Raw genomic sequence first — 20,257 nt, 5'->3', positions numbered from 1 at the left:
TGTTCTGTTCATGTTACTTTTACGATTAGCTCTGTTATGGTTTATTGTTGATTTTTATCCCTACGGGTGGAAGCTTGCCGCGGGCATGACGTCAACTTCCGCGAACTCCCTGAAGAGGCAAAAGACATGGTCATGAATGCGGAAGTAGCTTTGAAAAACGGCCATTCTTTTATGATTTCAGATGTCCCGCCGGGTATTGGCATGCCTTTCCAGAAAGGCAACAACATTTCGATTACCATTACGACTGACGACAAAGAAGAAGCGAAAGCAATTTTTGGACAACTGGCTGAAGGCGGCAAAATCACTATGGAATTGCAGGAAACGTTCTGGAGCCCATCGTATGGGAGTGTCATCGATCGCTTCGGCATCGAATGGCAAATTTCGGTGGAACCAGTAACGGAAAAATAAACGCAGAAAAATCCCGTTTCCCGGAATATGCAGGGTAGACGGGATTTTTTCCTGCGTTGAATAAGTATTGTCGTTCAGTGCATGCTTCAAAGAAAGGGCAGAAAATAATAGTAACAGGAAGAAATAGGGAAGCTCCCCCCCCCCCCCCCTCACAATCACGCAACGTTCAAGTAACTATTCACATATAGGAAGCTGTCCGACTACATATGAACAAAAGCTAACAGAACTGAATTTTTTGTTATTTCCCGGGTAATACGTGCTGGAAGCATATAAATTGCAGGAATATCTTCTCTTCTTTACACTTAATCCTACATCAGTGACCAAAGGGGATAATGCTATCGTGAAGCAGGTATACAGTGACGTGTTCCAGTTCAGAGGCTCCCATTATGACTTCGGGTACCAGCAGGGGATTTGGCTGAAAGATTCACCGATTCTTCCTAACCGGAACAAGCAGTGGTCCGGTAGAAGAAACCGTCATTTCATCATAGATTACAATGAAATAAGAACTATATTCATGAAATTTTCCCCGGGGATCTGGGACGAAATTCACGGTCTCGCCGATGCCCTGGGTCTCCCTATAGAAGAAGCAGTGCAAAACTTCGGCGGCTACTATCTGGAATTCGGGAAAAGCGGGTGTTCTATCTATACAAATCCAAATATCCTCGTCCGGAACTACGACAGTGATCCTGTAGCCTATGAAGGGCGATACATGCTTTATCAGCCTACAGATGAAGGTTATGCCACTGTTGGTCCGTCCATGCAAATAACGGGGCGTACAGACGGTATGAATGAGCATGGCCTCGCCATGGGCTACAACTTCATCAATCGTATCGGGTCCGGTACAGGGTTTTTGTGTAATATGATCGGAAGAATGATTCTCGAAAATTCCCGGACCATTGAAGAAGCCATTGAATTATTGAGAAACATCCCTCACCGACGTGCTTTCAGTTATGTCCTACTCGATGCCACGGGGCGCTCGGTCGTCGTAGAAGCTTCCGCACGTGACGTGAAAGTGAGAGAAGGGAATATCAGTACGAACCATTTCCATCGACTCACCGAAGAGAATCGTTACCGGATGGACGATTCTATCAACCGTTATCAGACAATGGAGAACGCTTTGCCGGACGAGGTTTATAATTCGTATCAGCTTCTCAATAATACTAATGAGCAGGTGTTTTCTTATAAATACGGAGCCTGGGCAGGAACGATCCATACAGCCGCCTATGTTCCCGAGAAAAAGCAGGCGTGGCTTTCCCACGGTGCCGATCGGCTTCCGATCCTCTTCGACTTTGAAAGTTGGATAAAAGGGGAAAATACGAAAGTGAAAAAAATCAAAGGGTATCTCGACTCCCCTCATCCTTTCGTTAATATGGAATACCATTGAATCTCTTAACAAAACGAAAAGCCGAATCGGTAGTGAGAAACCGACCCGGCTTTTTGTTTTCAGTCATTTATTTCCGTTCTTCACCCAGGACCCTACTGCAATCGTACGTCTGGTCTGATGCTTAACGGCCTCTTCCACATCTTCCTGCATCTGACCTTCTCCACTCACCGTTACACTCGTACCGTATGGATTTCCGCCGGCAGCGAAGGTAGCGGGGTCGGAATAGCCGGGAGTCGCAATGATTGCTCCCCAGTGCATCATCGTCGTATACAGACTTTTCAGCGTCTGCTCCTGACCGCCGTGGGGGTTTTGAGCAGAACTCATAGCACTTACGACTTTATTCACCAGTTTTCCTTCCGCCCATAGTCCGCCGGCCATGTCGAAGTACTGCTTCATCTGGGCCGGTACGTTTCCGAAACGGGTCGGTGTACTGAACAGAATCGCATCTGCCCATTCAAGATCCGAGACCTCAGCTTCGGTCACTTCATCTTTGGTTGCCTCATAATGTGCTTTCCACGCCGGATTCTGTTCAATCGCTTCCATTGGTGCAATTTCCGGAGCCCGCACGAGTTTCACGTCTGCGCCATTTTCTTTGGCTGCTTCCTCTGCCCATTTGGCCAGCTCATAATTCGTCCCTGTCGAACTGTAATAAACGATTGCCAGCTTTACGTTTTCTATTTGCTCTTCTTTTTCCGGAGAGTCGTTGTCTCCTTTGAACATATCAAATAATCCCATGTTCTTTCACCACCAATTATAAGTATAGTCTTCAGTCCTTGTTCCTAATACTAGCATTGATTAAACCTTGAATTCAAATATCTTTATTTAAAGTGATTCGAATTATTATCAAAACGAGCTATTTTTCGATACTATATAAGAAAAAGGAGGATATGTAATGAACATATACGATATTACAGTCACAAAAGAAGACGGGGAAGAGTACAAACTCGACGCCTATAAAGGAAAGGTCATGCTGATTGTGAACACCGCTACGAAGTGCGGACTCCGCGGACAATTTGATGAGCTCGAAGAAATTTATAAGAAATACAATGATAAAGGACTCGTCGTGCTCGGCTTCCCGAGCAATCAGTTCGCTAATCAGGAACCCGGTTCAGCTCAGGAAGCTGCTGAGGAATGTCGCCTTTCCTACGGCGTGACCTTCCCGATGCACGAAAAAATCAAAGTGAACGGAAATGACGCGCACGAACTCTTCAAGCATTTGAAGGACGAAGCAGGTGGTATGTTCGGAGGCAGTATCAAGTGGAACTTCACGAAGTTTCTTGTCGACCAGGAAGGCAATATCGTGGAACGCTACGCTCCCCAGGCTTCTCCGATGAAAGCGGAAGACGATATCGAAAAGCTCGTATAAGAAAAAAACCATGAGTCCAGGATTCAACATCCTGAACTCATGGTTTTTTCATTTAGGTCGCTGCTTCTAGCAGCACTCATCCATTCCCAATAATACGAGGCGCGTGCCTTCTTCGGAATCCTCGCGGTCAAGCGTCAAACCTTCAACCTCTGAAGATACTTCGGGGTCGATTGCAACCGCGATTCCATTGCTTTCTTCCAGTTTATCCGCCGGCTCCGCTTCACCAAGAGCAAGGCCAAGTTGCGGACCGCAGCATCCTTCTCCCTGGGAGAATAAGCGAAGCCCTTCTTTCTGTTCCTCTTTCAATACCGTCGTCAGTACTTCTTTTGCCTGATCAGTGATTTTCATTGTGTCGTTTCCCCTTTTCTTTTGTGTAATTGCTCCTCTTTCATCCACGGGATGACAGCCATCTGTGCGGCTTGATGCCGGGCCACTTCATCGATCCAGCGATATTCCGCTTCGGCTCTTTTTTGCAGCAACGGGTCTTTCGTACCGGTTTCAGATAGACTTTGATTCACTATCCACCAGGAAGGTTCCATGGAGGCCCGCCGCAGATCCTCCTGAAGTCGTTCTGCTTCAAGTACCGGAGTCGCCTCCGGCAGAGTAACGATGAGAATTTCCGTTTCCTGCGGGTTCCGGAGCCTGGGCATCAGTCTTTTTACACTTTCAGGTACTTCTCCGGAAGACCGGTCCACTTCTTTGTGGTATCCTTCGGAAGCATCAAGAAGCAGCAGGGTGTGTCCGGTCGGCGCTGTATCAATAATCGTTATCTCTTCGGAAGCGTGATCCACCTTACTGGCGAATGCCTGAAACAGGGCGATTTCTTCGGTGCATGGAGATTCCAGATCCTCTTTCAGGTAAGCTAACCCGTCTGCATCAAGATGAGGAGCGTTTTTTTGAAGAATCTCTTCCTTGTACAATTCCACTTCTTCTTTCGGATCGATTGCATCTACACTCAACGTCTCCGGCAGATCTCCGTCCTCAAACATACCGAGGAGGTGTCCTGCGGGATCCGTCGTTGTTACGTGAACTTTTTCCCCCTTACCGGCAAGGCCCATAGCTATCATCGAAGCGACCGTCGTTTTACCGACGCCTCCCTTTCCCATCGTCATCAGGACTTTCGTTCCGTTCGAACGCACCCCGTCGATCACAGCTTCTATATCCTCATTCGTTTCTTCGCTCCGGATTACCGGAATGTCTTTATTCGAAGAAAATGTATAATGCTTCATCAGATACCTGAATTCCGTAATGCTCGTCAGTGCATAAGCGACGTAGGGCAACTGATAGACCGGCATCTGCTTCAGCGGATCCGGCAAGCTCTGTAATGCCTGCTGCTGTCTTTCATAGATTGCGCGGGAGGTAGCATCCTCTGCGATGAACTGTCCGAATACCCCGTTGATGATCAGTTGCTGGTTTTTCATACCGATATGCTTCAATTCCTCCGAAGACCGACCCGCCTCTTCCAATGAGAAACGGTCGGCACGGGCTACGAGGAAGAGAGTAGTGAATGTTCCATCAGCTAAAAGGGTCAGTGCTTTCTCATACTTCTCTTTTTTCTCCGACAGTCCGGATAGCGGACCGAGACAGGAAGCCCCGTGCGTACTTTCTTCGAGAAATCCGCTCCAGGCCGTCGGCAACTGCAACAGCCGGAGCGTGTGTCCGGTGGGTGCTGTATCAAAAACGACATGATCATACTGTTCATATATTTCGGGGTCCGATAAAATAGCCGTGAACTCATCGAAAGCGGCTATCTCTACGGTACACGCGCCGGAGAGCTGTTCTTCCATCTGGGAGACGACAGATTCCGGAAACGTACTACGGTAGGGACCGAGCACCTTTTCCTTATACTCCATAGCCGCCTGTTCCGGGTCGATATTACAGGCATACAGATGGGGAACCGTCTCTACGGATCGGGGGCGGCTGGATAATTCCTGTTGCAGCACATCCTGCAAATTCGAAGCGGGATCTGTGCTGACGAGCAGCACTTCTTTTCCTTCGTCAGCGAGATGAATCGCTGTGGCTGTGGCTGTCGTCGTCTTGCCGACGCCTCCTTTGCCGGTATAAAACAAAAACGGGGTACGGCTTACAGATGGATCGAATGGCTGGAACATAAATACCTTCCTCTCTATGTGAGGTCTGAAAGTTCGATCGTGACTTTTTGTGTCGGTCGTTCTTCGAGACTCCCTGCCTCGATACCGAACCACCCGGACAATTCTTCATTGGATGGATGCTTTTCTTTTTTCAATACTTCTCCGTCAAGAAGGGTGACAGGCAAAACGTCTGCGCCTTCTTCCTGCAACAGACGGTTCACTGTTTCATTTTCCGTAAATGCGCCCGGGTCCTCCGCAAGGTTAAAGCGCACTACGTCATACCCATGCTTCTTCAAAGAATGTACCGCAGAAGCGACACGTACGAGCTCCGGGTCCACCCCCGGTCCACAGACACCTGTGGAACAGCACATGGCAGGATCATATATCTCCAATTTTTTCATGATATTTTCCTCCGTCCCTTTATATAAGTATATGCTTATGTGTTAATAGTAATATATCTGACCTTTCTTGAAAACCCTCAACTTATTTTTTATGTATTCTATCAGCACACTCCTGACCTTTTTCATGCGTTCAGAGGAATATGCTCAGCACGAGCACTGTAAAACAAACATGATTGGGGTGCTCACACACTTATAAAGGTCGTGAGCACTTCATACATAGAGAAATGAGGTGTTCAGGGCTCCACCTCCACTTCCGACCACCTAATAAAATCCTTTCTTAAGGGCTTAGCCATCATTTATCGTTGATTTTTATGTTCGTTCTGTTCCAGGCAGGTATCTCCACCTTCCAGTTACATCATCAACGATCGCCTACACCAGAGCCGAAAAAAAGAAACCCCGCTTCTATAGCGGAGTTCCCTTCATAAATTATGCTTTTTTCCAGTTGCTGGTCAGTTCAACTCCAGCCGCTTCCATCGTTGTATAAACCGGGCAGCGCTGATCCGTAATTCTCTGAAGTTCTTCTATACGATCCGGAGACTCCGGTGTCTTCACTTCCGCATTGATCGTTACCGTCTGAAAGTAAGGGCGCATCCCTTCTTCTCCCTGCAAGCCACGCGGATCGATGGTGCCGCTTATATCAAAATCGATTCCCTGGAGATCAAAATCGATTTCATTGGCCACCATGGCTGCGACAACATTTTCACACCCGGCCAGCGCGGAGAGCATCATCGTCAGTGGATCGGGACCAGTATCCTGACCACCCATATTCGGTGGCTCGTCCACGACCATCGAGTGATTAGGTGTTTCCACGTCCGATCTCATCCCAGAGCCTTTCGATTCTATACGAAATGTCATTTCATTTGCCATTGTTCATCCCTCCTTCTCTCTTCATTCCTCGTTTCCTTAAGGGAAAAACAAATTCACGAAATTCCCCCTCACGTCCTACGCGATGATTTCAGCTGAAGGCTTTCCGAACATGTAGCCCTGAAACAATTGATATCCTTCCCGCTTCAACCACTCGAAATCTTCCGGTTCTTCGATTCCTTCCGCTAAAGGAACGGCTCTGTCCCGCTTCGCCTGGGCCAGAAATCTTTTCGCGACGCGTTTCTTTTCCTCATCTCCTGAGACTCCTTGCACGTATTTCATATCGAGCTTCATGTAATTCGGCTTGATGTCCTTAAGCATTTCCTTCGTGCTGAATCCTTCTCCGACATCATCAAGCGCATACTGGAATCCTTTCTTTCTATAGTACTCCAGTATGGTTTTCAGATGTGCGACATCTTCCACCTGTTCCGTTTCTACAACTTCAAACACCAGCTGTCTCGGGTCCACTTCAAGCTGCTCCGCCAACGCAGTTGTAGAACGAAGACCAAATTCCGGGTTATAAATCGATGTCGGAATGAAGTTGATAAACGCAAGTTTCCCTTTCAGATTCACAGAGTGTCGTACTGCCGTCATCCGGCACACAAGGTCGAGCGCATACAATCGCCCGCGCTCCTTAGCCGCACCGAATATTTCACCGGGAAATATCGTTTCCCCGTCCTCATTATAGAATCTCGCGAGCATTTCATATGCATACACTTCACCGTCCGCGGTCAAAATCAGTTGATAGTGACAAGTGACCAGTCGCTTTTTGATCACTTCATCAATCCATTTGTAATCAGACAACGCATAGATCTCCTCGATCGGATTTCATTCTTTATCCGGAACTTTATAAAAAATCAGGGAACGATCGAGATGGTCGCCGCTGAAATCAGCGAAGTCCACCGCGTCCCTCTCTTTCATGCGAAGTATGTAATTCTCCCCGTTCTTCTTCGTCTCCTCCGCTGGATGAATGACATCAGGCGAGGCATGGCTTCCAGGCTCTCTTCTCCCGTCACCTTCACCTCAACAACCAGTTCTCCTACTATACAGTTTTGACATCCCACTTGTCTTCTCCCCTTTGTTGTAGAGCTTAGTCTTCCATGTGAAAGACTTCTCTCACTCAAGATAAAACCGTTATAAACCATTTTATCATTTTTTACAATATACTGATACTTTATACCCAAAAAAGAGTTTCATATTCATCTCTCTTTCCTTTCAGAACCGTAAAGAAACAGAACCTCCGGAAAGAGATTCTGTTTCTTAAAATCAGGACAATTTGAATTTCTTCACTTCTTCGGCAAGTTCATCCGCAACTTTCGCAAGTTCTTCAGCACTCGAGGCTACGCCTTCCATGGAACCATTCGATTGTTCGGCGGACGCGGTCACCTGCTGGATGCCCGCAGCTGATTCTTCGGAAACGGAAGCGATCTCTTCGATAGAGCCGTTCATATCCGCGCTCGATGCTGAAATTTCCTTGAGACGAGATGAAATGCGATCTATTTTCTCCACCATATTCTTCACGGAACCGTTGATGGAGTCAAACGTCTCCCCGGTTTTCGATATCTGTTTCGATCCCTTCTCCACCTCTTCATATCCCTGTTCAAGAGATGAGGCTACAGTGCCGGATTCTTTCTGGATACCTTCTACGATTTTCGTAATGTCTCCGACAGAGTGGGTCACCTGATCGGCAAGCTTCCGCACTTCTTCAGCTACGACGGCAAAACCTTTGCCGTGTTCGCCGGCTCTTGCAGCTTCGATGGCGGCATTCAAGGAAAGCAGGTTCGTCTGTCCTGCGATGTCCTCGATGACCTGGACGAGCTGCGAAATTTCTTTCGACTGATTGTCCAGACCTTCCATTTTCGAGGCGGCATCTTTGACGAGATGGTCGATCTTCTTCATCTGTTCTACGGAATCCTGCATAACGGCGCGTCCTTCTTCCGATTGCTCGAGCACCTCTTTCGAAATAGAAGCCACTTCTTCCCCGTCTTCGTTCGCCTGATGCACTTTCACGCTGAAATCCTGCATCTGCTCCGACAGGCTCGAAGCATGCGTCGCCTGGGATTCCGAGCCGGAGGAGAGCTCCTGCATCGTGGAAGCGATCTGTTCACTTCCTTCTTTCACTTCGCTCGCGGACTGGTTCAGCTCTTCACTCTGGGCAATGAGGTTTTCGGAACTGACCGAGACCCGGCCCATCAGTTCTCTCACCGACTCCTGCATATCGTTCGTCGCCTGAGCCAGTTCTCCGGTTTCGTCTTTCGAGTTCACCTCGAGTTTCTCCCGGCTGACATCCCCTGCAGCGATCCTCTTCATACGTTCGGTCACTTGTACGAGAGGTTTCGAAATCCTGCGCGACAATATCATTGCGACAACCGCTCCGATGATGACCACGAGGATAGAAACGATGACACTCGTCACGAGAGTAGTACGACCATTGTCCACCACTCCGTTCCCTGCTTCCTGTATCAATCCTTCCCGCTCGGTAGCCATCTCTTCAAAACCGCTCATAATATCCCGGCCCATCGGCGTCGCTTCTTCGCGGAGAATCCCGAGCGCCTCTTCGGTATTTCCGTTCCGGTAAGGTTCGATGATTTCCGTCTGCACCATTTCTTCCCACGCCACACTTTCTTCGATCAAAGCGGCTGCTTCGGCTGAGTCACTGAGGCTGAGCACTTCTTCTTCAATAGCGATACTGCTTTGTGTATACTCATCAAAGCTTGTCAGGTATTCCTCCTCCTCAAACAGAACGTACCCTCTGATCAGCGCGATTCTCTGCGCCATATTAAAAGCGAGTTTTTCATCAGCGAACAGCAGTGGCAGCTGATGATCCATGATCTGCGTCGTGTTTTCATTCGAATCCTTCGTCTGTACGTAATTGAACACACTGAGGATCACCGTAAGCAAAATGAGTGCACCGAAACCAGCAAGAATCTTTCCCCGGATACTTTTCATGACTTTTCCCCTTTATAATTGATTTTTCATTTATTATATCGGACGAAAGATTCACATTCGTTAGTGTTCAAAACAATAAAAAAGCAACTACTCCTACCATCAGACCATACACGACGGCCGGAGCTACTGTTTTACGAATAATATCCCCTTCTTTCCCGGAAAGACCGACGACGGTACCGGCGGCTACCACATTGTGCACGCAGATCATGTTCCCCGCTGCCGATCCGAGGAGCTGCAGAGCGAGCACTGTCTGAAGATCGAGCCCTGCCTGTTCGGCGATATTATACTGGACCGGAGAAAAGGTGAGTGTCGAGACCGTACCGCTCCCGGTAATGAAAGAACCGATTTCCCCGAGAAACGGAGCGACGATCAGCCACATGAAGCCCAGGTTTTCAGAAAGTATTCCGGCGATATACTGAGGCATGCTGACGAGATCCGCAGCATTCATCCCAGAGTTTGAGAACACCTGCACGAGTGCGAGCGTGGCTAAAAGCGCAAGTCCGGCATCTTTCATCGAGAGCAGAGACTCCCGCGAAGCGTCTAAAAAATGACGGAACGGCTTCCGTTGCAAAAATACAGAAACGACCGTCGCCAGCACGAGTACAGCTCCCGGGGAATAAAGGACTTCCCAGGCAGAGGTGATGCCTTCAACGCCCAAAATATCCGTCCACGTCGCATCGACCCATGTCAAAGCAGCATTTTTCACGGAAGGGATGATTCTCGTAAGAAGCAGCAGTACTACGATGAGCACATACGGCGCCCAGGCGGAAATAAGAGACATGTCCGACTTCGTTTCTACCGTTCCCTCCTGTTTGGCGTCCATCCAGACACTCTTTGGAAGCAACCACCCTTTCTTCGCCGTCACTGATGCTATGAGTAGCCCTGTCAGACCTGCCAGAATAGCGACGAACTCGAACCCGAACAGAGAAGCGTATAGAAAAGCGGAACCTGTGTATACGACCCCGACCATAATGGCCCAAGGAAGAATTTCCACTATAGCTTTTATATTCCTCTTTTTACCGAAGAACAAAGTCAGTAATACAACGAGAGCAAGAGGAACGAATGAACCTACAAACATATCGATTTGTGTAACACGGATGGCGACTTCGTTGTAAAACTCAGTGCCCGCTTCCGGAAGGTTCCCGAGGCCTACCTGAATCGGTGTCCCTACCGCACCGAAAGGAACTGCTGTGCTGTCTGCCACTAAGGCCAGGGTCGCAGCGGCGAGCGGCGTGAATCCCAGAGCGACCAGAAGCGGCCCTGTAACTGCCGCAGGTGTCCCGAACCCTGCTGAGCCTTCAAGCAGGGACCCGAACAAAAACGCAACGATGATCGCCTGGACTCTCATATCAGGGGAAATATTACGGAACCCCTGATTGATCCGGTCGACAGCCCCCGTCCGGCGCAGGGTATTCAATAATACAATCGCCCCGAAAAGAATGAACAGAATCGTAAGCGTTTTGTGTGCTCCTTCAAGCACCGATGCCGCAATGACTCTTTCCTCCATTCCCCAAACCGTATAGGCAAGTACGACAACGAGAAATGCACTGTAGCTCATTCCTTTTTTAGCCGGCATACGGAGAATGACTAGAAATAAAAACGGAAATATGATAGCTGCTGAAGCGGTCAATAAAAGCATGATGTCCCCCCTCTTTTTTTTCTATATTCATCGTAACCCGGATCATAGCTATGTTACAATATATTTGTGAAATATTTCACAAATAATTCATCAGTTGATTTCTCTTTACTTACTATCCGTGACAGATTATAATTATTATAATCTAAAAACAATTTTAAAAAAGTGGGTGCTTCCATGAAGAAATTCATATTTCAGAGAGAAACGATCTTTGCGCTCGTGGGAGGAGTCTTTCTGCTGCTCGCCCTTACGACGTGGCAACTAAGCGTAAGTCTCGCCATCATTTTTTATATTCTCTCCTATATCACGGCAGGTTACTACAAAGCGAAGGAAGGTCTCCTGGAATTGCTTCACGACCGATCATTGAGTGTAGAAATACTTATGATCCTCGCAGCGATCGGGGCGGCCGTTATCGGTCATTGGGGTGAGGGGGCTGTACTTATTTTCATTTTTTCCATCAGCGGGGCTCTCGAGACATATTCCCTCGAAAAAAGCGAAAAGGACTTATCCCATCTGATCACGCTCGCACCTGAAGAAGCCATCCTGCAAAAAGAGGACGGTACCACGGAACGGATAGCAGTGTCCGCTCTTGAAGAAGGCATGAAACTCCTCGTAAAGAACGGGGAACGTGTACCGGCAGATGGAACGGTGAGCAGCGGCCACACCTCGATCGACGAAGCCTCCATCACCGGGGAACCGCTCCCTGTGGAAAAAACGGAAGGTGATGAGGTATTCAACGGAACGATCAACGGCAGCGGTACCATCCTTATGACCGTAACGAGGAAGGACGAAGATTCTCTCTTCCGGAAAATGATCAGACTCGTCGAAGAAGCGAAAGAGAACCGTCCTCCGTCCCAGCAGCTCATCGAAAAAATCGAAGGCCCTTATGTCATAGGAGTGCTTTCTGTCGTAGCACTCATGCTCCTCAGTCCGCTGGTGTTCGATTTCTCTTTTGAAACAGTCTTCTACCGGGCTATGGTGCTGCTCGTCGTCGCTTCCCCCTGTGCCGTCGTCGCTTCGATCATGCCGGCACTGCTCGCTGGTCTCAGTACCGGAGCGAGAAAAGGGGTGCTGATGAAAGGCGGTACCTATTTAGAAGTGCTTGCCCATGCGAAAGCCGTAGCTTTTGATAAAACGGGTACCATTACAAAAGGGGAGCCTGTCGTTACGGATTTTTATGTAATGGAGGAAAAGGAACGAAACGAGATCCTGGACAGCATCGTTTCTGTAGAACAGCAGTCGAGTCATCCACTCGCCAACGCTATCGTAGCTTATGGGATGGAGAAAGGGATGACAGGGACACAAACAATCGTGGAATCAGAATCGAAAACAGGGCTCGGAATTGAAGCATATACGGAAAACCACCGCTTCCGCATCGGTAACGCAAGGTTCATGAATAATATTCCGGAAGAACTGGAGGAAGGAAGAAAAAAATGGCAGTCTGAAGGAAAGACCGTCATGTTTCTCGAAAAGGACGGTCGTACCGCAGGACTTATCGCCGTCAAAGATGAAATCAGAGAAGAAGCGAAACAGCTGATCCAATCTCTCAACAAACGTGGCACCCGGACGATCATGATCACTGGAGACAACGAAGCGACTGCCGCCTCTATCAGTCGTGAAGCAGGCCTGACCGACTGGGTATCGGAATGCATGCCGGAACAGAAAGTGAAAGAAATCGAAAAGCTGAAAGAAACATACGACAAGGTGGTCATGGTCGGAGACGGCGTCAATGACGCACCGGCTATGGCTCAGGCAGACGTCGGTATCGCGATGGGATCCGGGACGGATGCAGCCATCGAAACCTCTGACATCGTCCTGATCGACAGCGATCTTGAGCAGATCAATCTTTCCTTCCGACTGTCGACACGACTGCGACGAATCGTTTTCCAAAACCTTACCTTCTCGATGTCGGTGATACTCATATTGATAGCCGCCAACTTTATGCAGAGCCTGAACCTCCCCTTCGCCGTCATCGGACACGAAGGAAGCACGATCCTTGTCATACTCAACGGCCTCCGCATGCTCAGGGAGTAAGAAAAGCGGAAGCTCCCGTTCAGAAATACTGGCCTAACCAGAACGGTCAGACAAAAAGTGTTTTTCTTTTTTCTGGTCCGGACTGGTTAGGCCACGAATTTCTGGGAGCTGTAGCTGGAGTAAGAAAAGCGGAGCCACCCGGTTAGAAGCTCTGGCTTAAGTGGGGGGTTCTCTTTTCAGGTGCTTTTTCCTGAAAAAGAAATCACCGCTTAAGACACGTGCTTCTGGGTGGCGTAGCTGGACAATGAAAAGCGGAGCCACCCGGTTAGAATCTCTGGCTTAAGTGGGGACTCTTTTCAGGTGCTTTTTCTCAAATCGGAAAACAAATCCACGTCCTCATTGTCGGAGTCACGAACGAATTTCAGCCATGAACCCGGCATAATATTCATTTATGACACGTTCAAACGGACAATCCGGTCACGAACACCTCAAAACGATATAAATTGTGGCGTTCAGCACCGGAATCCGGCTCTGAACCCGACGAGAACCATCGCAACAAAAAAACAGCGCATCCTTTAAAGATGCACTGCTTTAGCTCGACCGAATATCTACCTCATTTTCAATCAAACATCCATTTGCTTCATGAATTCTTCCACTTCCTTGATGACAGGAATCGAAATTTCCTCCTCATAAGGAATCCCCAATTTCTCGAGCAGAGGGAGAAGCCCATACGTTGCCTCCGAGACCTGAAGCTTCACACTTGCAGGCACCCCTCCGAGCTGTTTGATCGTCTCCAGAAACGCGTATTGCGCCCGGAAAGCCAGATCGTCAGGAGGAAAAGTATCATTATAAAGAATCCCTTCGCCCTGTTCATCAACGGCTACGAATACTTCGGGATAAAATGGACGTGTGTCGCCCCCTTCCACAGGTTCATGGAACGTAAACGTACCGATGACGAGTTGCATATCGAGTACCTTCTTCTCTTTCCGAATCCTTTTCTCCTCGAACTCAGAAAGAATCATCGGTCTCATTTCTCCGTCCTGATATTCCTCCGGCGAGATGGTCGTATCTATGAACTCATTTCCTGAAATAAGATTGGCATACCAATGCGGTTCTTCATACGAAGGGATGTGCAAGTTCCGGCTTCTCACGTCGAGCACTTTATCCAACGCGTACGCTGCGATTTCCGCTTCCTCTTCATCAATGAACCACGGGAAAAATCCAGGGCGGAAACTTCTGAACATTGGCCACTGTTTTTTGCCGCGGAAAGTGAAGCCATTGTCTTTCAGTAACTGATAATCTTCCTGTTCCAGTTCGTCCCGATCAGAAAACGAAATCAAAATCGACCGCTGTACGAACGGTACGTCCTCGGGCTCAATGGTTCCTTCCACCGTTCCTTCCAGCACATTGAGCCCGTCTTCCCCGATATAGACAGCCAGGCCGAACTCGTAACCGCCACCTCCGAGAACAGAGCAGAACACAAGTTGGTTCATCCAGGGGATCTCCAGAACGATGATCTGTTCATCCGTGTACTTTTTCCAGGGTTTTTTCTGTTTGAATTCCTTCGCCAGAGTAATCAGCGACTCCCAAACCGGGGAATCCTCTTCTTCCAGAATCATGCTATCTTCATCAGGGGCTTCGCCTATCGTTTCTTCGATCAAATAAGAACCAGTTAGAGGCCCCTCCCGCTTGTCTTCCACAAGTATTTTATGACCCCACCAGTCTCCGAGGTCATAAATATAGTCGATGGATTCGCCGACACGCAGATAATCAAGGAGAAGCGCTTCTTCTTCGTCCTTTACGTTTTCCCCTTTGAACTCGTCGGGATCAAAAATGGGCATGATCCGCTTCCTTCCAATCATGAACTGGTGAAGATGAGTGTCGCTCCACTCAAAACTTTCCCTGATCGCTTCATGCAACATAGCGAAATCTTCCTCTTCATCGATATGAATTACACGTTCCACTTTGTTTTCCACGTCCTGCAACGTTATTCGCAGTATATAAATCATTGCTTAGCTCCTCTCCTTTTCAGGATTCGTCGATGACATGGTGAGGGGTGATGATACCGAGCAGCTTTTCATCAGGGTGCCCCCGCTCCGTAATCAAAATCGCTTCCAACCGGAAGTTCTTATCCGGGTTCCCTTTCATCATTTCCATCGCCTGGTGGACGGTCGTTTTTCGACTGATAAACTTGTAATGATCGCGCCTCACTTCAACGGCCAGCACTTCACCGATGGTGGTGCCATTCAGATCCAGATGATTCCTATCGATATGAAAGGCGAGCCATTGAGTGATACCCCGCGGTGTCAGCAATCCTTTGAATCCATCCTTGCCGTAAACCGGGAACTGGGAAAATTCCTTCTCTTTCACGATGTCCAGCAGAGAGGACAGGGAATCATCAAGGTGAAACGTCTGGACGAACTTCTCGAACACCGGCACCACCAGTTTCGGTTTCGTCACCTCTATTTCTATATATAAAATATGATTCACCGTCTGTTCATGAGGTTCCGCAATGACGTAAGTAGGGGTGACTCTATTATGTACAATCGCATTGCGAAGCTCGGCGAACTCCAAAAGATCGTTCTGGAACCGTTTGATGGTGGCGTTCCGTTTACTGAAATAATTCACCAGTGAAGCGAAGGGTATATATTCTTCCCCTTCTTTCCAACGATTCAAGTGCTGATCGATACGGTTGTAGGCACTTAAAAAGATTTCTGCATTACTCCCCATCTTCTCTCCCCCCTCGTTATTTCAATAAAAGCGAAGGTCCGAGGAACCTCCGCTTCTTTTATTTTGCATGTGTCTTCTTTTGTTGCGGGAGCCCCGACCCTTCAGGCAGGAGACGGTCTCCTCTGTCTGTAAGAAACAGACCTCAGCAAAGTTCTATTTTTTCTGGAAGTAATCCATGAAAGCAGAGAAAATCTCTACACTTTGGTAAAAAAACACGCTCAGCGCCGTCATGGAGAACATAGCAATCATCAGCATCCTCATCATCAACATATCCGTTCACCTCCCCTTTCTATAAGTTATGCACGCTTATAGAAAACAGAAAGATACCCTCCTTCATAAAAGACGGGAGTAAGATGAACCGCACGTCGGATGCTCACTAATCGGGCAGAACCCGAAGCAGCTATCAAAAGGAAGAAAGCTGCTATAATTACAGAGGATGGAACTCCGGCATCCATCGGTAGCTCCTCTTCCTGTTGAACAGACGCTGAAGAGATTTCCCCCGGAGTTTTAAACACAAATCCTTCCGAGTGGCCCACACCGTGAAGACCTGAAAGCCCGGCAAGCACAAAAACCAGGAGAAAGGCAATGGTCTGTTTCTTCATGTTTTTCCTTCTTTCCAATCTATCCGGAATATTATCGTTACCTACCTTTTACTATACCATTCCCTGGCATTCTGATACAAAATTTTGTCCGCTTCCCTTCGCGAGAAATGTTCGGTGATCATAGTTATATCCGACCGCCGGAATCGACGTTTCGCACGTGTAGAGGGGAGATCCGTACCGAAAAGGAGAGCCTCCGGGTTGCGACGGTGAATTTCTTTCATTACCGGGATGATATCGAAATCCACCCTTCCGAACCCTGTCGCTTTCACCTTCACTCCCTCCTCGACCAAATCCATCAGTTCAGACAGCCCTCTCCGCGACAGACCCAGATGATCGATGGAAAACGCCGGAAGTTGTAAAAGTATCGACCTGATCTCCGGCAGATCGGCAACGTCCATATACAGCTCCACGTGCCATCCCACCAGAGTGAACACACGATCCGCGGTAGAAACGAGACGCTTCATCACTTCTTTCCCACCTCTATGAAGATTGAACCGTACGGCCCGTACCCCTTGTTGATGAAGGATCTGAATCTCCTCATCTGTAATGTCCTCCGGGAGCTGTGTCACTCCGACGAAGTTCTCCCCCAGTTGCTCAAGTGCATGGGTCAGATACGTCTGGTCCGTGCCCTGGAAAGACCCCGAGACTATAGCACCCCCTGCTACATCAAACGAAGAGGTCTCTGCCTTATAATCACAGGACGTGTAATAATTCGGCAGATAGCCCCCGTTCGGTATCAGAGGGTAGCCGGGTTCAATGATATGGAGATGAGAATCGAATATTTTCATGGATGCTTCCCCTCTTCTCTTACCTTTATTCGATCATCACATGACTCTCGACCATGATCCCTTCGAGTGCCTGAGTAGCCAGTCGATCCGCTTCCCAGTTTTCCTTGCGGGGGATGTGCTCATAATTCGGTTCGAGGCCGCAGACAGTGAGTTTGGCATCGATACGGTCCGCCCAGGCAAGAAGCGTCTCATCATAACAAGCCCATTCTTCGCTCATCTGATTGATCACCAGCCTCGAATCTCCCCGTATGACTGCCGGAAGATATCGCACACCGAGCATCTCCACTTGCTGGATAGCAAGATGCAGAGCGGCGTATTCCGCTTCGTTGCTCGACTCCAGTTCATCGACGAGAGCGTTTTTTCTGATGCGGAACGTGCTGCCGTTTTTATCATAGTAAATGATGCACCCGAGACCGGCGCGTTCCGTGTCCATTTCATACCCTCCGTCAAAATAGATCCTCACGTTATGCGGTTCCGTTTCGACCTGTTCGATATAAGTCTTCAGTTCTTTCCGTAACCGTTCCTGGTTATTCCGGTCCCGAAAAGTAACCTGGCGGATCCGGTCCACTTTATGAAGATCCGTTTCCAACTTCAGAGCTTCTTCAATATCCATCTCTTCCGTGCTGCAGGCAATGCTCGGCCCTTTCGGCACTTTATATAAATAATGCAGAGTGATTTTCACCTATATCTCCACCTTGTTTTTCGTTGATTATCATATACCCTTTTTCACACATTTAAAAAAGCAAAAAAAAAGAAAAAGCATCATGATGTGCTTTTTCCTCTCGTCTTCTCCCATTCGCTTCGCATAATACCCATTTTGACAGCATCGAAAAATTCTCCGTCCACTTTCCGGGCTTCCCGGACGCGGGCTTCTTCCTTCATTCCTGTCTTTTCGCCGACGTGGATCATTCTCGTGTTCCCTGACCACGTACTCATACCCAGGCGATGGAGACCGGTGGCTTCAAACAGATAATCGATCCAGTGCTGGTAGGCTTCCGTACCGTATCCCCCGTTCCAGAAATGTTTATCATAAATGACGATCCCCGTCTCCAGCCAATCCGTATTCGGGTCGATCCAGTAGGCGCCGACCGTTCCGATGACTTTTTTCTCCGCTTCTATGATGAGAGAACTCGGGACCCCTTCCATAATATAATAAAGCTGTTCCCAACTCTCATAGAATTCTTCTTTCGTCGCCTGCGGTTCAGGGATATAAGGGCCATTCCAATCTCTTGAAGCCTGTTCTTCCTCTTCGAACTTCCAATAATAAATTTCATCTATATCTTCCGCCGAGGCTTCTCTCAGAATCGTCTTCTTTCCTTCTATTTCAATCATTTCTTACCCTCCGTCTACCTATCGTCTCTTTTCTCTCTCTTGCCTCATTATTTCAAAGATGAAAGATTAAAGCAAAAAGAGTTTGGGACAAAACGAATAACAGCAATCAATAACCGTACATTCGAGACGATGCCCATCCTTTTATGAAGAACAACACAGAGACTCCTGCGGGAACAGCACGTGCTGAAGATCCCCATGATCAAGCGATTTTCTTGATTATGGGGCGGCTTGAAGCCGTGCCCGCGGAAAGCGATGTGTTGTTCTATTTATCCTTTTATAAACAGCGTACAAAACAAAAACCGAACACTATCGTTCGGTTTTTGTTTTGTACTATTTAATTTTGTCCCAAGCTCTTTCTTCAGAAACGTCATACCAGTAAATTGAAGAGCTCCTGATCTTTATTCAATTCCGTGTAAGTGAAGCCGTTCTCTTCCATCCGATGAACGAGCCCGTAGTAATCGTCGTACTGTTTCAGTTCGATGCCTACGAGCACCGGCCCCTTCTCACGGTTGTTCTTCTTCGTATACTCGAACCGGGTGATATCATCCGTCTCCCCGAGAACATTCAGCATGAACTCCCGGAGCGCTCCGGCACGCTGAGGGAAATTGACGATGAAATAGTGCTTCAAGCCTTCATAGATAAGGGAGCGTTCTTTCATCTCCTGCATCCGGGAGATGTCGTTGTTCCCTCCACTGATGACACAGACGATATTCTTCCCTTTGATCTCCTCACGATAAAAGTCGAGAGCAGCTACCGGCATTGCTCCGGCGGGTTCAGCGATGATCGCATTTTCGTTGTACAGATTAAGAATCGTTGTACACACTTTTCCTTCCGGTACACTCACGACATCCGACATGATTTTTTGAGCAATCCGGAACGTAATATCCCCGACACGGGCAACCGACGCGCCATCTACAAATTTGTTGATCGCTTCAAGCGTCACGACTTCCCCTTTCTCAAGAGAAGTTTTCATAGAAGCGGCTCCGGCAGGTTCGACTCCGATGATCTTCGTATCCGGAGACTGATCCTTCACATACGTTCCGACCCCGGAGGAGAGACCGCCTCCACCGACACTCATGAAAATGTGGGAAATCGGCTCGTCCATATCATCCATGATTTCTTTACCTACGGTGCCCTGGCCCGCGATGGTACGTTTGTCGTCAAAAGGATGAACGAACGTCATTCCTTCCTCTTCACACACTTTATGCGCTTCTTTATAGGAGTCATCAAAAGAGTCTCCGGTAATGACGATATCGACCCACATGCCTCCAAAGAACGCGACCTGTGAAATTTTCTGTCTCGGTGTCGTCGTCGGCATGAAGATCTTCCCTTTGATTCCAAGCTTCTGACAGGACATCGCGACGCCTTGCGCATGGTTGCCGGCACTCGCACACACCACGCCTTTTTCCCGGTCCGTCTCACTCAAATTTTTGATGAGATTGTATGCGCCGCGGATTTTGAACGATCGTACCGGCTGAAGATCTTCCCGCTTCAGATACACATTGCAATCATAGCGACGGGATAGCACTTCATCCTTAAGTAACGGGGAGTGGATCGCCGCCTCCTGCACTGTTTTCGAAGCTTCGCGAATGTCGTCTGCTGTAACCAGATTATCCATAACTTGAACCTCTCTTTTATTTACGCTCATAACCCCATCCTTCTCTCTACCGAATTTTAAGAACTATTTTAACATAGCAGACGGGGTTTGACAGCTTTAATTCTTTTTTTCCTTA

General features: G+C 48.2%; 19 protein-coding genes. 4 read left to right on the top strand and 15 right to left on the bottom strand.

Annotation, left to right across the window (positions count from 1 at the left end; genetic code table 11):
- Nucleotides 1-126 precede the first annotated feature (126 nt).
- Nucleotides 127-408, top strand: a complete 282-nt coding sequence (locus BW944_RS03490; RefSeq protein WP_076556967.1) for a VOC family protein — start codon at nucleotides 127-129, stop codon at nucleotides 406-408.
- A gap of 340 nt (nucleotides 409-748) precedes the next feature.
- Entirely contained in the window at nucleotides 749-1,792 is a 1,044-nt protein-coding gene (locus BW944_RS03485) for a C45 family autoproteolytic acyltransferase/hydrolase (RefSeq protein WP_076557403.1), read from the top strand.
- Between the two features lie 63 nt (nucleotides 1,793-1,855).
- Here BW944_RS03485 and wrbA read toward each other — a convergent pair whose 3' ends face one another.
- Nucleotides 1,856-2,527: an NAD(P)H:quinone oxidoreductase gene (gene wrbA / locus BW944_RS03480; protein WP_200806491.1), complete on the bottom strand. Its 672-nt coding sequence runs from the start codon at nucleotides 2,525-2,527 to the stop codon at nucleotides 1,856-1,858.
- 157 nt (nucleotides 2,528-2,684) lie between these two features.
- Here wrbA and BW944_RS03475 point away from each other — a divergent pair, with 157 nt between their 5' ends.
- Nucleotides 2,685-3,158: a glutathione peroxidase gene (locus BW944_RS03475; protein WP_076556966.1), complete on the top strand. Its 474-nt coding sequence runs from the start codon at nucleotides 2,685-2,687 to the stop codon at nucleotides 3,156-3,158.
- 66 nt (nucleotides 3,159-3,224) lie between these two features.
- Here the strand turns inward: BW944_RS03475 and BW944_RS03470 are convergent, their stop codons facing one another.
- The 7 genes from BW944_RS03470 to BW944_RS03440 form a co-directional block, all read right to left on the bottom strand.
- A complete protein-coding gene (locus BW944_RS03470; RefSeq protein WP_076556965.1) occupies nucleotides 3,225-3,506 on the bottom strand; it encodes an iron-sulfur cluster biosynthesis family protein in 282 nt (93 codons plus the stop codon).
- Entirely contained in the window at nucleotides 3,503-5,269 is a 1,767-nt protein-coding gene (gene arsA, locus BW944_RS03465; RefSeq protein WP_076556964.1) for an arsenical pump-driving ATPase, read from the bottom strand. Before arsA ends, BW944_RS03470 begins: the two co-directional genes overlap by 4 nt.
- Before the next feature lie 14 nt (nucleotides 5,270-5,283).
- Entirely contained in the window at nucleotides 5,284-5,649 is a 366-nt protein-coding gene (arsD, locus tag BW944_RS03460; RefSeq protein WP_076556963.1) for an arsenite efflux transporter metallochaperone ArsD, read from the bottom strand.
- A gap of 426 nt (nucleotides 5,650-6,075) precedes the next feature.
- On the bottom strand, nucleotides 6,076-6,516 hold the full coding sequence (locus BW944_RS03455) for an OsmC family protein (protein WP_076556962.1): 441 nt from the start codon (nucleotides 6,514-6,516) through the stop codon (nucleotides 6,076-6,078).
- Nucleotides 6,517-6,591: 75 nt separating this feature from the next.
- A complete protein-coding gene (locus BW944_RS03450) occupies nucleotides 6,592-7,317 on the bottom strand; it encodes an EAL domain-containing protein (protein ID WP_234983100.1) in 726 nt (241 codons plus the stop codon).
- A gap of 462 nt (nucleotides 7,318-7,779) precedes the next feature.
- Nucleotides 7,780-9,462, bottom strand: a complete 1,683-nt coding sequence (locus BW944_RS03445) for a methyl-accepting chemotaxis protein (protein ID WP_076556961.1) — start codon at nucleotides 9,460-9,462, stop codon at nucleotides 7,780-7,782.
- 67 nt (nucleotides 9,463-9,529) lie between these two features.
- Nucleotides 9,530-11,101: an L-lactate permease gene (locus tag BW944_RS03440; RefSeq protein WP_076556960.1), complete on the bottom strand. Its 1,572-nt coding sequence runs from the start codon at nucleotides 11,099-11,101 to the stop codon at nucleotides 9,530-9,532.
- Between the two features lie 174 nt (nucleotides 11,102-11,275).
- Between BW944_RS03440 and BW944_RS03435 the strand changes: the two genes are divergently transcribed.
- Nucleotides 11,276-13,132, top strand: coding sequence for a heavy metal translocating P-type ATPase (locus BW944_RS03435; RefSeq protein ID WP_076556959.1), 1,857 nt, complete (start codon nucleotides 11,276-11,278; stop codon nucleotides 13,130-13,132).
- A 563-nt stretch (nucleotides 13,133-13,695) separates the two neighbouring features.
- On the opposite strand, the gene BW944_RS03430 is transcribed toward BW944_RS03435, so the two are convergent.
- The 7 genes from BW944_RS03430 to ilvA form a co-directional block, all read right to left on the bottom strand.
- Nucleotides 13,696-15,081 (bottom strand): plasmid pRiA4b ORF-3 family protein, encoded by a 1,386-nt coding sequence (locus BW944_RS03430; RefSeq protein WP_076556958.1) that lies wholly within the window; start codon nucleotides 15,079-15,081, stop codon nucleotides 13,696-13,698.
- 19 nt (nucleotides 15,082-15,100) lie between these two features.
- A complete protein-coding gene (locus tag BW944_RS03425) occupies nucleotides 15,101-15,802 on the bottom strand; it encodes a CBS domain-containing protein (protein ID WP_076556957.1) in 702 nt (233 codons plus the stop codon).
- 296 nt (nucleotides 15,803-16,098) lie between these two features.
- Nucleotides 16,099-16,404 carry a hypothetical protein gene (locus BW944_RS03420; protein ID WP_076556956.1) on the bottom strand — a complete coding sequence of 102 codons (306 nt, stop codon included), beginning with the start codon at nucleotides 16,402-16,404 and terminating at the stop codon, nucleotides 16,099-16,101.
- 41 nt (nucleotides 16,405-16,445) lie between these two features.
- On the bottom strand, nucleotides 16,446-17,192 hold the full coding sequence (locus tag BW944_RS03415) for an amidohydrolase family protein (protein WP_076556955.1): 747 nt from the start codon (nucleotides 17,190-17,192) through the stop codon (nucleotides 16,446-16,448).
- Between the two features lie 25 nt (nucleotides 17,193-17,217).
- Nucleotides 17,218-17,874, bottom strand: a complete 657-nt coding sequence (locus BW944_RS03410; protein WP_076556954.1) for a reverse transcriptase-like protein — start codon at nucleotides 17,872-17,874, stop codon at nucleotides 17,218-17,220.
- An 80-nt stretch (nucleotides 17,875-17,954) separates the two neighbouring features.
- On the bottom strand, nucleotides 17,955-18,524 hold the full coding sequence (locus BW944_RS03405; protein ID WP_076556953.1) for a GNAT family N-acetyltransferase: 570 nt from the start codon (nucleotides 18,522-18,524) through the stop codon (nucleotides 17,955-17,957).
- A 367-nt stretch (nucleotides 18,525-18,891) separates the two neighbouring features.
- Complete coding sequence (gene ilvA / locus BW944_RS03400; protein WP_076556952.1) at nucleotides 18,892-20,172, bottom strand: threonine ammonia-lyase IlvA; 1,281 nt, start codon at nucleotides 20,170-20,172, stop codon at nucleotides 18,892-18,894.
- Between the last annotated feature and the right edge of the window lie 85 nt (nucleotides 20,173-20,257).

The organism is Salimicrobium flavidum (assembly GCF_900156645.1).
Classification (GTDB): domain Bacteria; phylum Bacillota; class Bacilli; order Bacillales; family Halobacillaceae; genus Salimicrobium; species Salimicrobium flavidum.
This window is presented reverse-complemented; position numbering and strand designations above follow the sequence as displayed.

Bases quoted from the DNA above. Each gene is read 5' to 3' on its own strand.
- BW944_RS03490 (WP_076556967.1), top strand. From the start codon at position 127: ATGGTCATGAATGCGGAAGTAGCTTTGAAAAACGGCCATTCTTTTATG.
- wrbA (WP_200806491.1), bottom strand. From the start codon at position 2,527: ATGGGATTATTTGATATGTTCAAAGGAGACAACGACTCTCCGGAAAAA.
- BW944_RS03475 (WP_076556966.1), top strand. From the start codon at position 2,685: ATGAACATATACGATATTACAGTCACAAAAGAAGACGGGGAAGAGTAC.
- BW944_RS03470 (WP_076556965.1), bottom strand. From the start codon at position 3,506: ATGAAAATCACTGATCAGGCAAAAGAAGTACTGACGACGGTATTGAAA.
- arsA (WP_076556964.1), bottom strand. From the start codon at position 5,269: ATGTTCCAGCCATTCGATCCATCTGTAAGCCGTACCCCGTTTTTGTTT.
- arsD (WP_076556963.1), bottom strand. From the start codon at position 5,649: ATGAAAAAATTGGAGATATATGATCCTGCCATGTGCTGTTCCACAGGT.
- BW944_RS03455 (WP_076556962.1), bottom strand. From the start codon at position 6,516: ATGGCAAATGAAATGACATTTCGTATAGAATCGAAAGGCTCTGGGATG.
- BW944_RS03445 (WP_076556961.1), bottom strand. From the start codon at position 9,462: ATGAAAAGTATCCGGGGAAAGATTCTTGCTGGTTTCGGTGCACTCATT.
- BW944_RS03440 (WP_076556960.1), bottom strand. From the start codon at position 11,101: ATGCTTTTATTGACCGCTTCAGCAGCTATCATATTTCCGTTTTTATTT.
- BW944_RS03435 (WP_076556959.1), top strand. From the start codon at position 11,276: ATGAAGAAATTCATATTTCAGAGAGAAACGATCTTTGCGCTCGTGGGA.
- BW944_RS03430 (WP_076556958.1), bottom strand. From the start codon at position 15,081: ATGATTTATATACTGCGAATAACGTTGCAGGACGTGGAAAACAAAGTG.
- BW944_RS03425 (WP_076556957.1), bottom strand. From the start codon at position 15,802: ATGGGGAGTAATGCAGAAATCTTTTTAAGTGCCTACAACCGTATCGAT.
- BW944_RS03420 (WP_076556956.1), bottom strand. From the start codon at position 16,404: ATGAAGAAACAGACCATTGCCTTTCTCCTGGTTTTTGTGCTTGCCGGG.
- BW944_RS03415 (WP_076556955.1), bottom strand. From the start codon at position 17,192: ATGAAAATATTCGATTCTCATCTCCATATCATTGAACCCGGCTACCCT.
- BW944_RS03405 (WP_076556953.1), bottom strand. From the start codon at position 18,524: ATGATTGAAATAGAAGGAAAGAAGACGATTCTGAGAGAAGCCTCGGCG.
- ilvA (WP_076556952.1), bottom strand. From the start codon at position 20,172: ATGAGCGTAAATAAAAGAGAGGTTCAAGTTATGGATAATCTGGTTACA.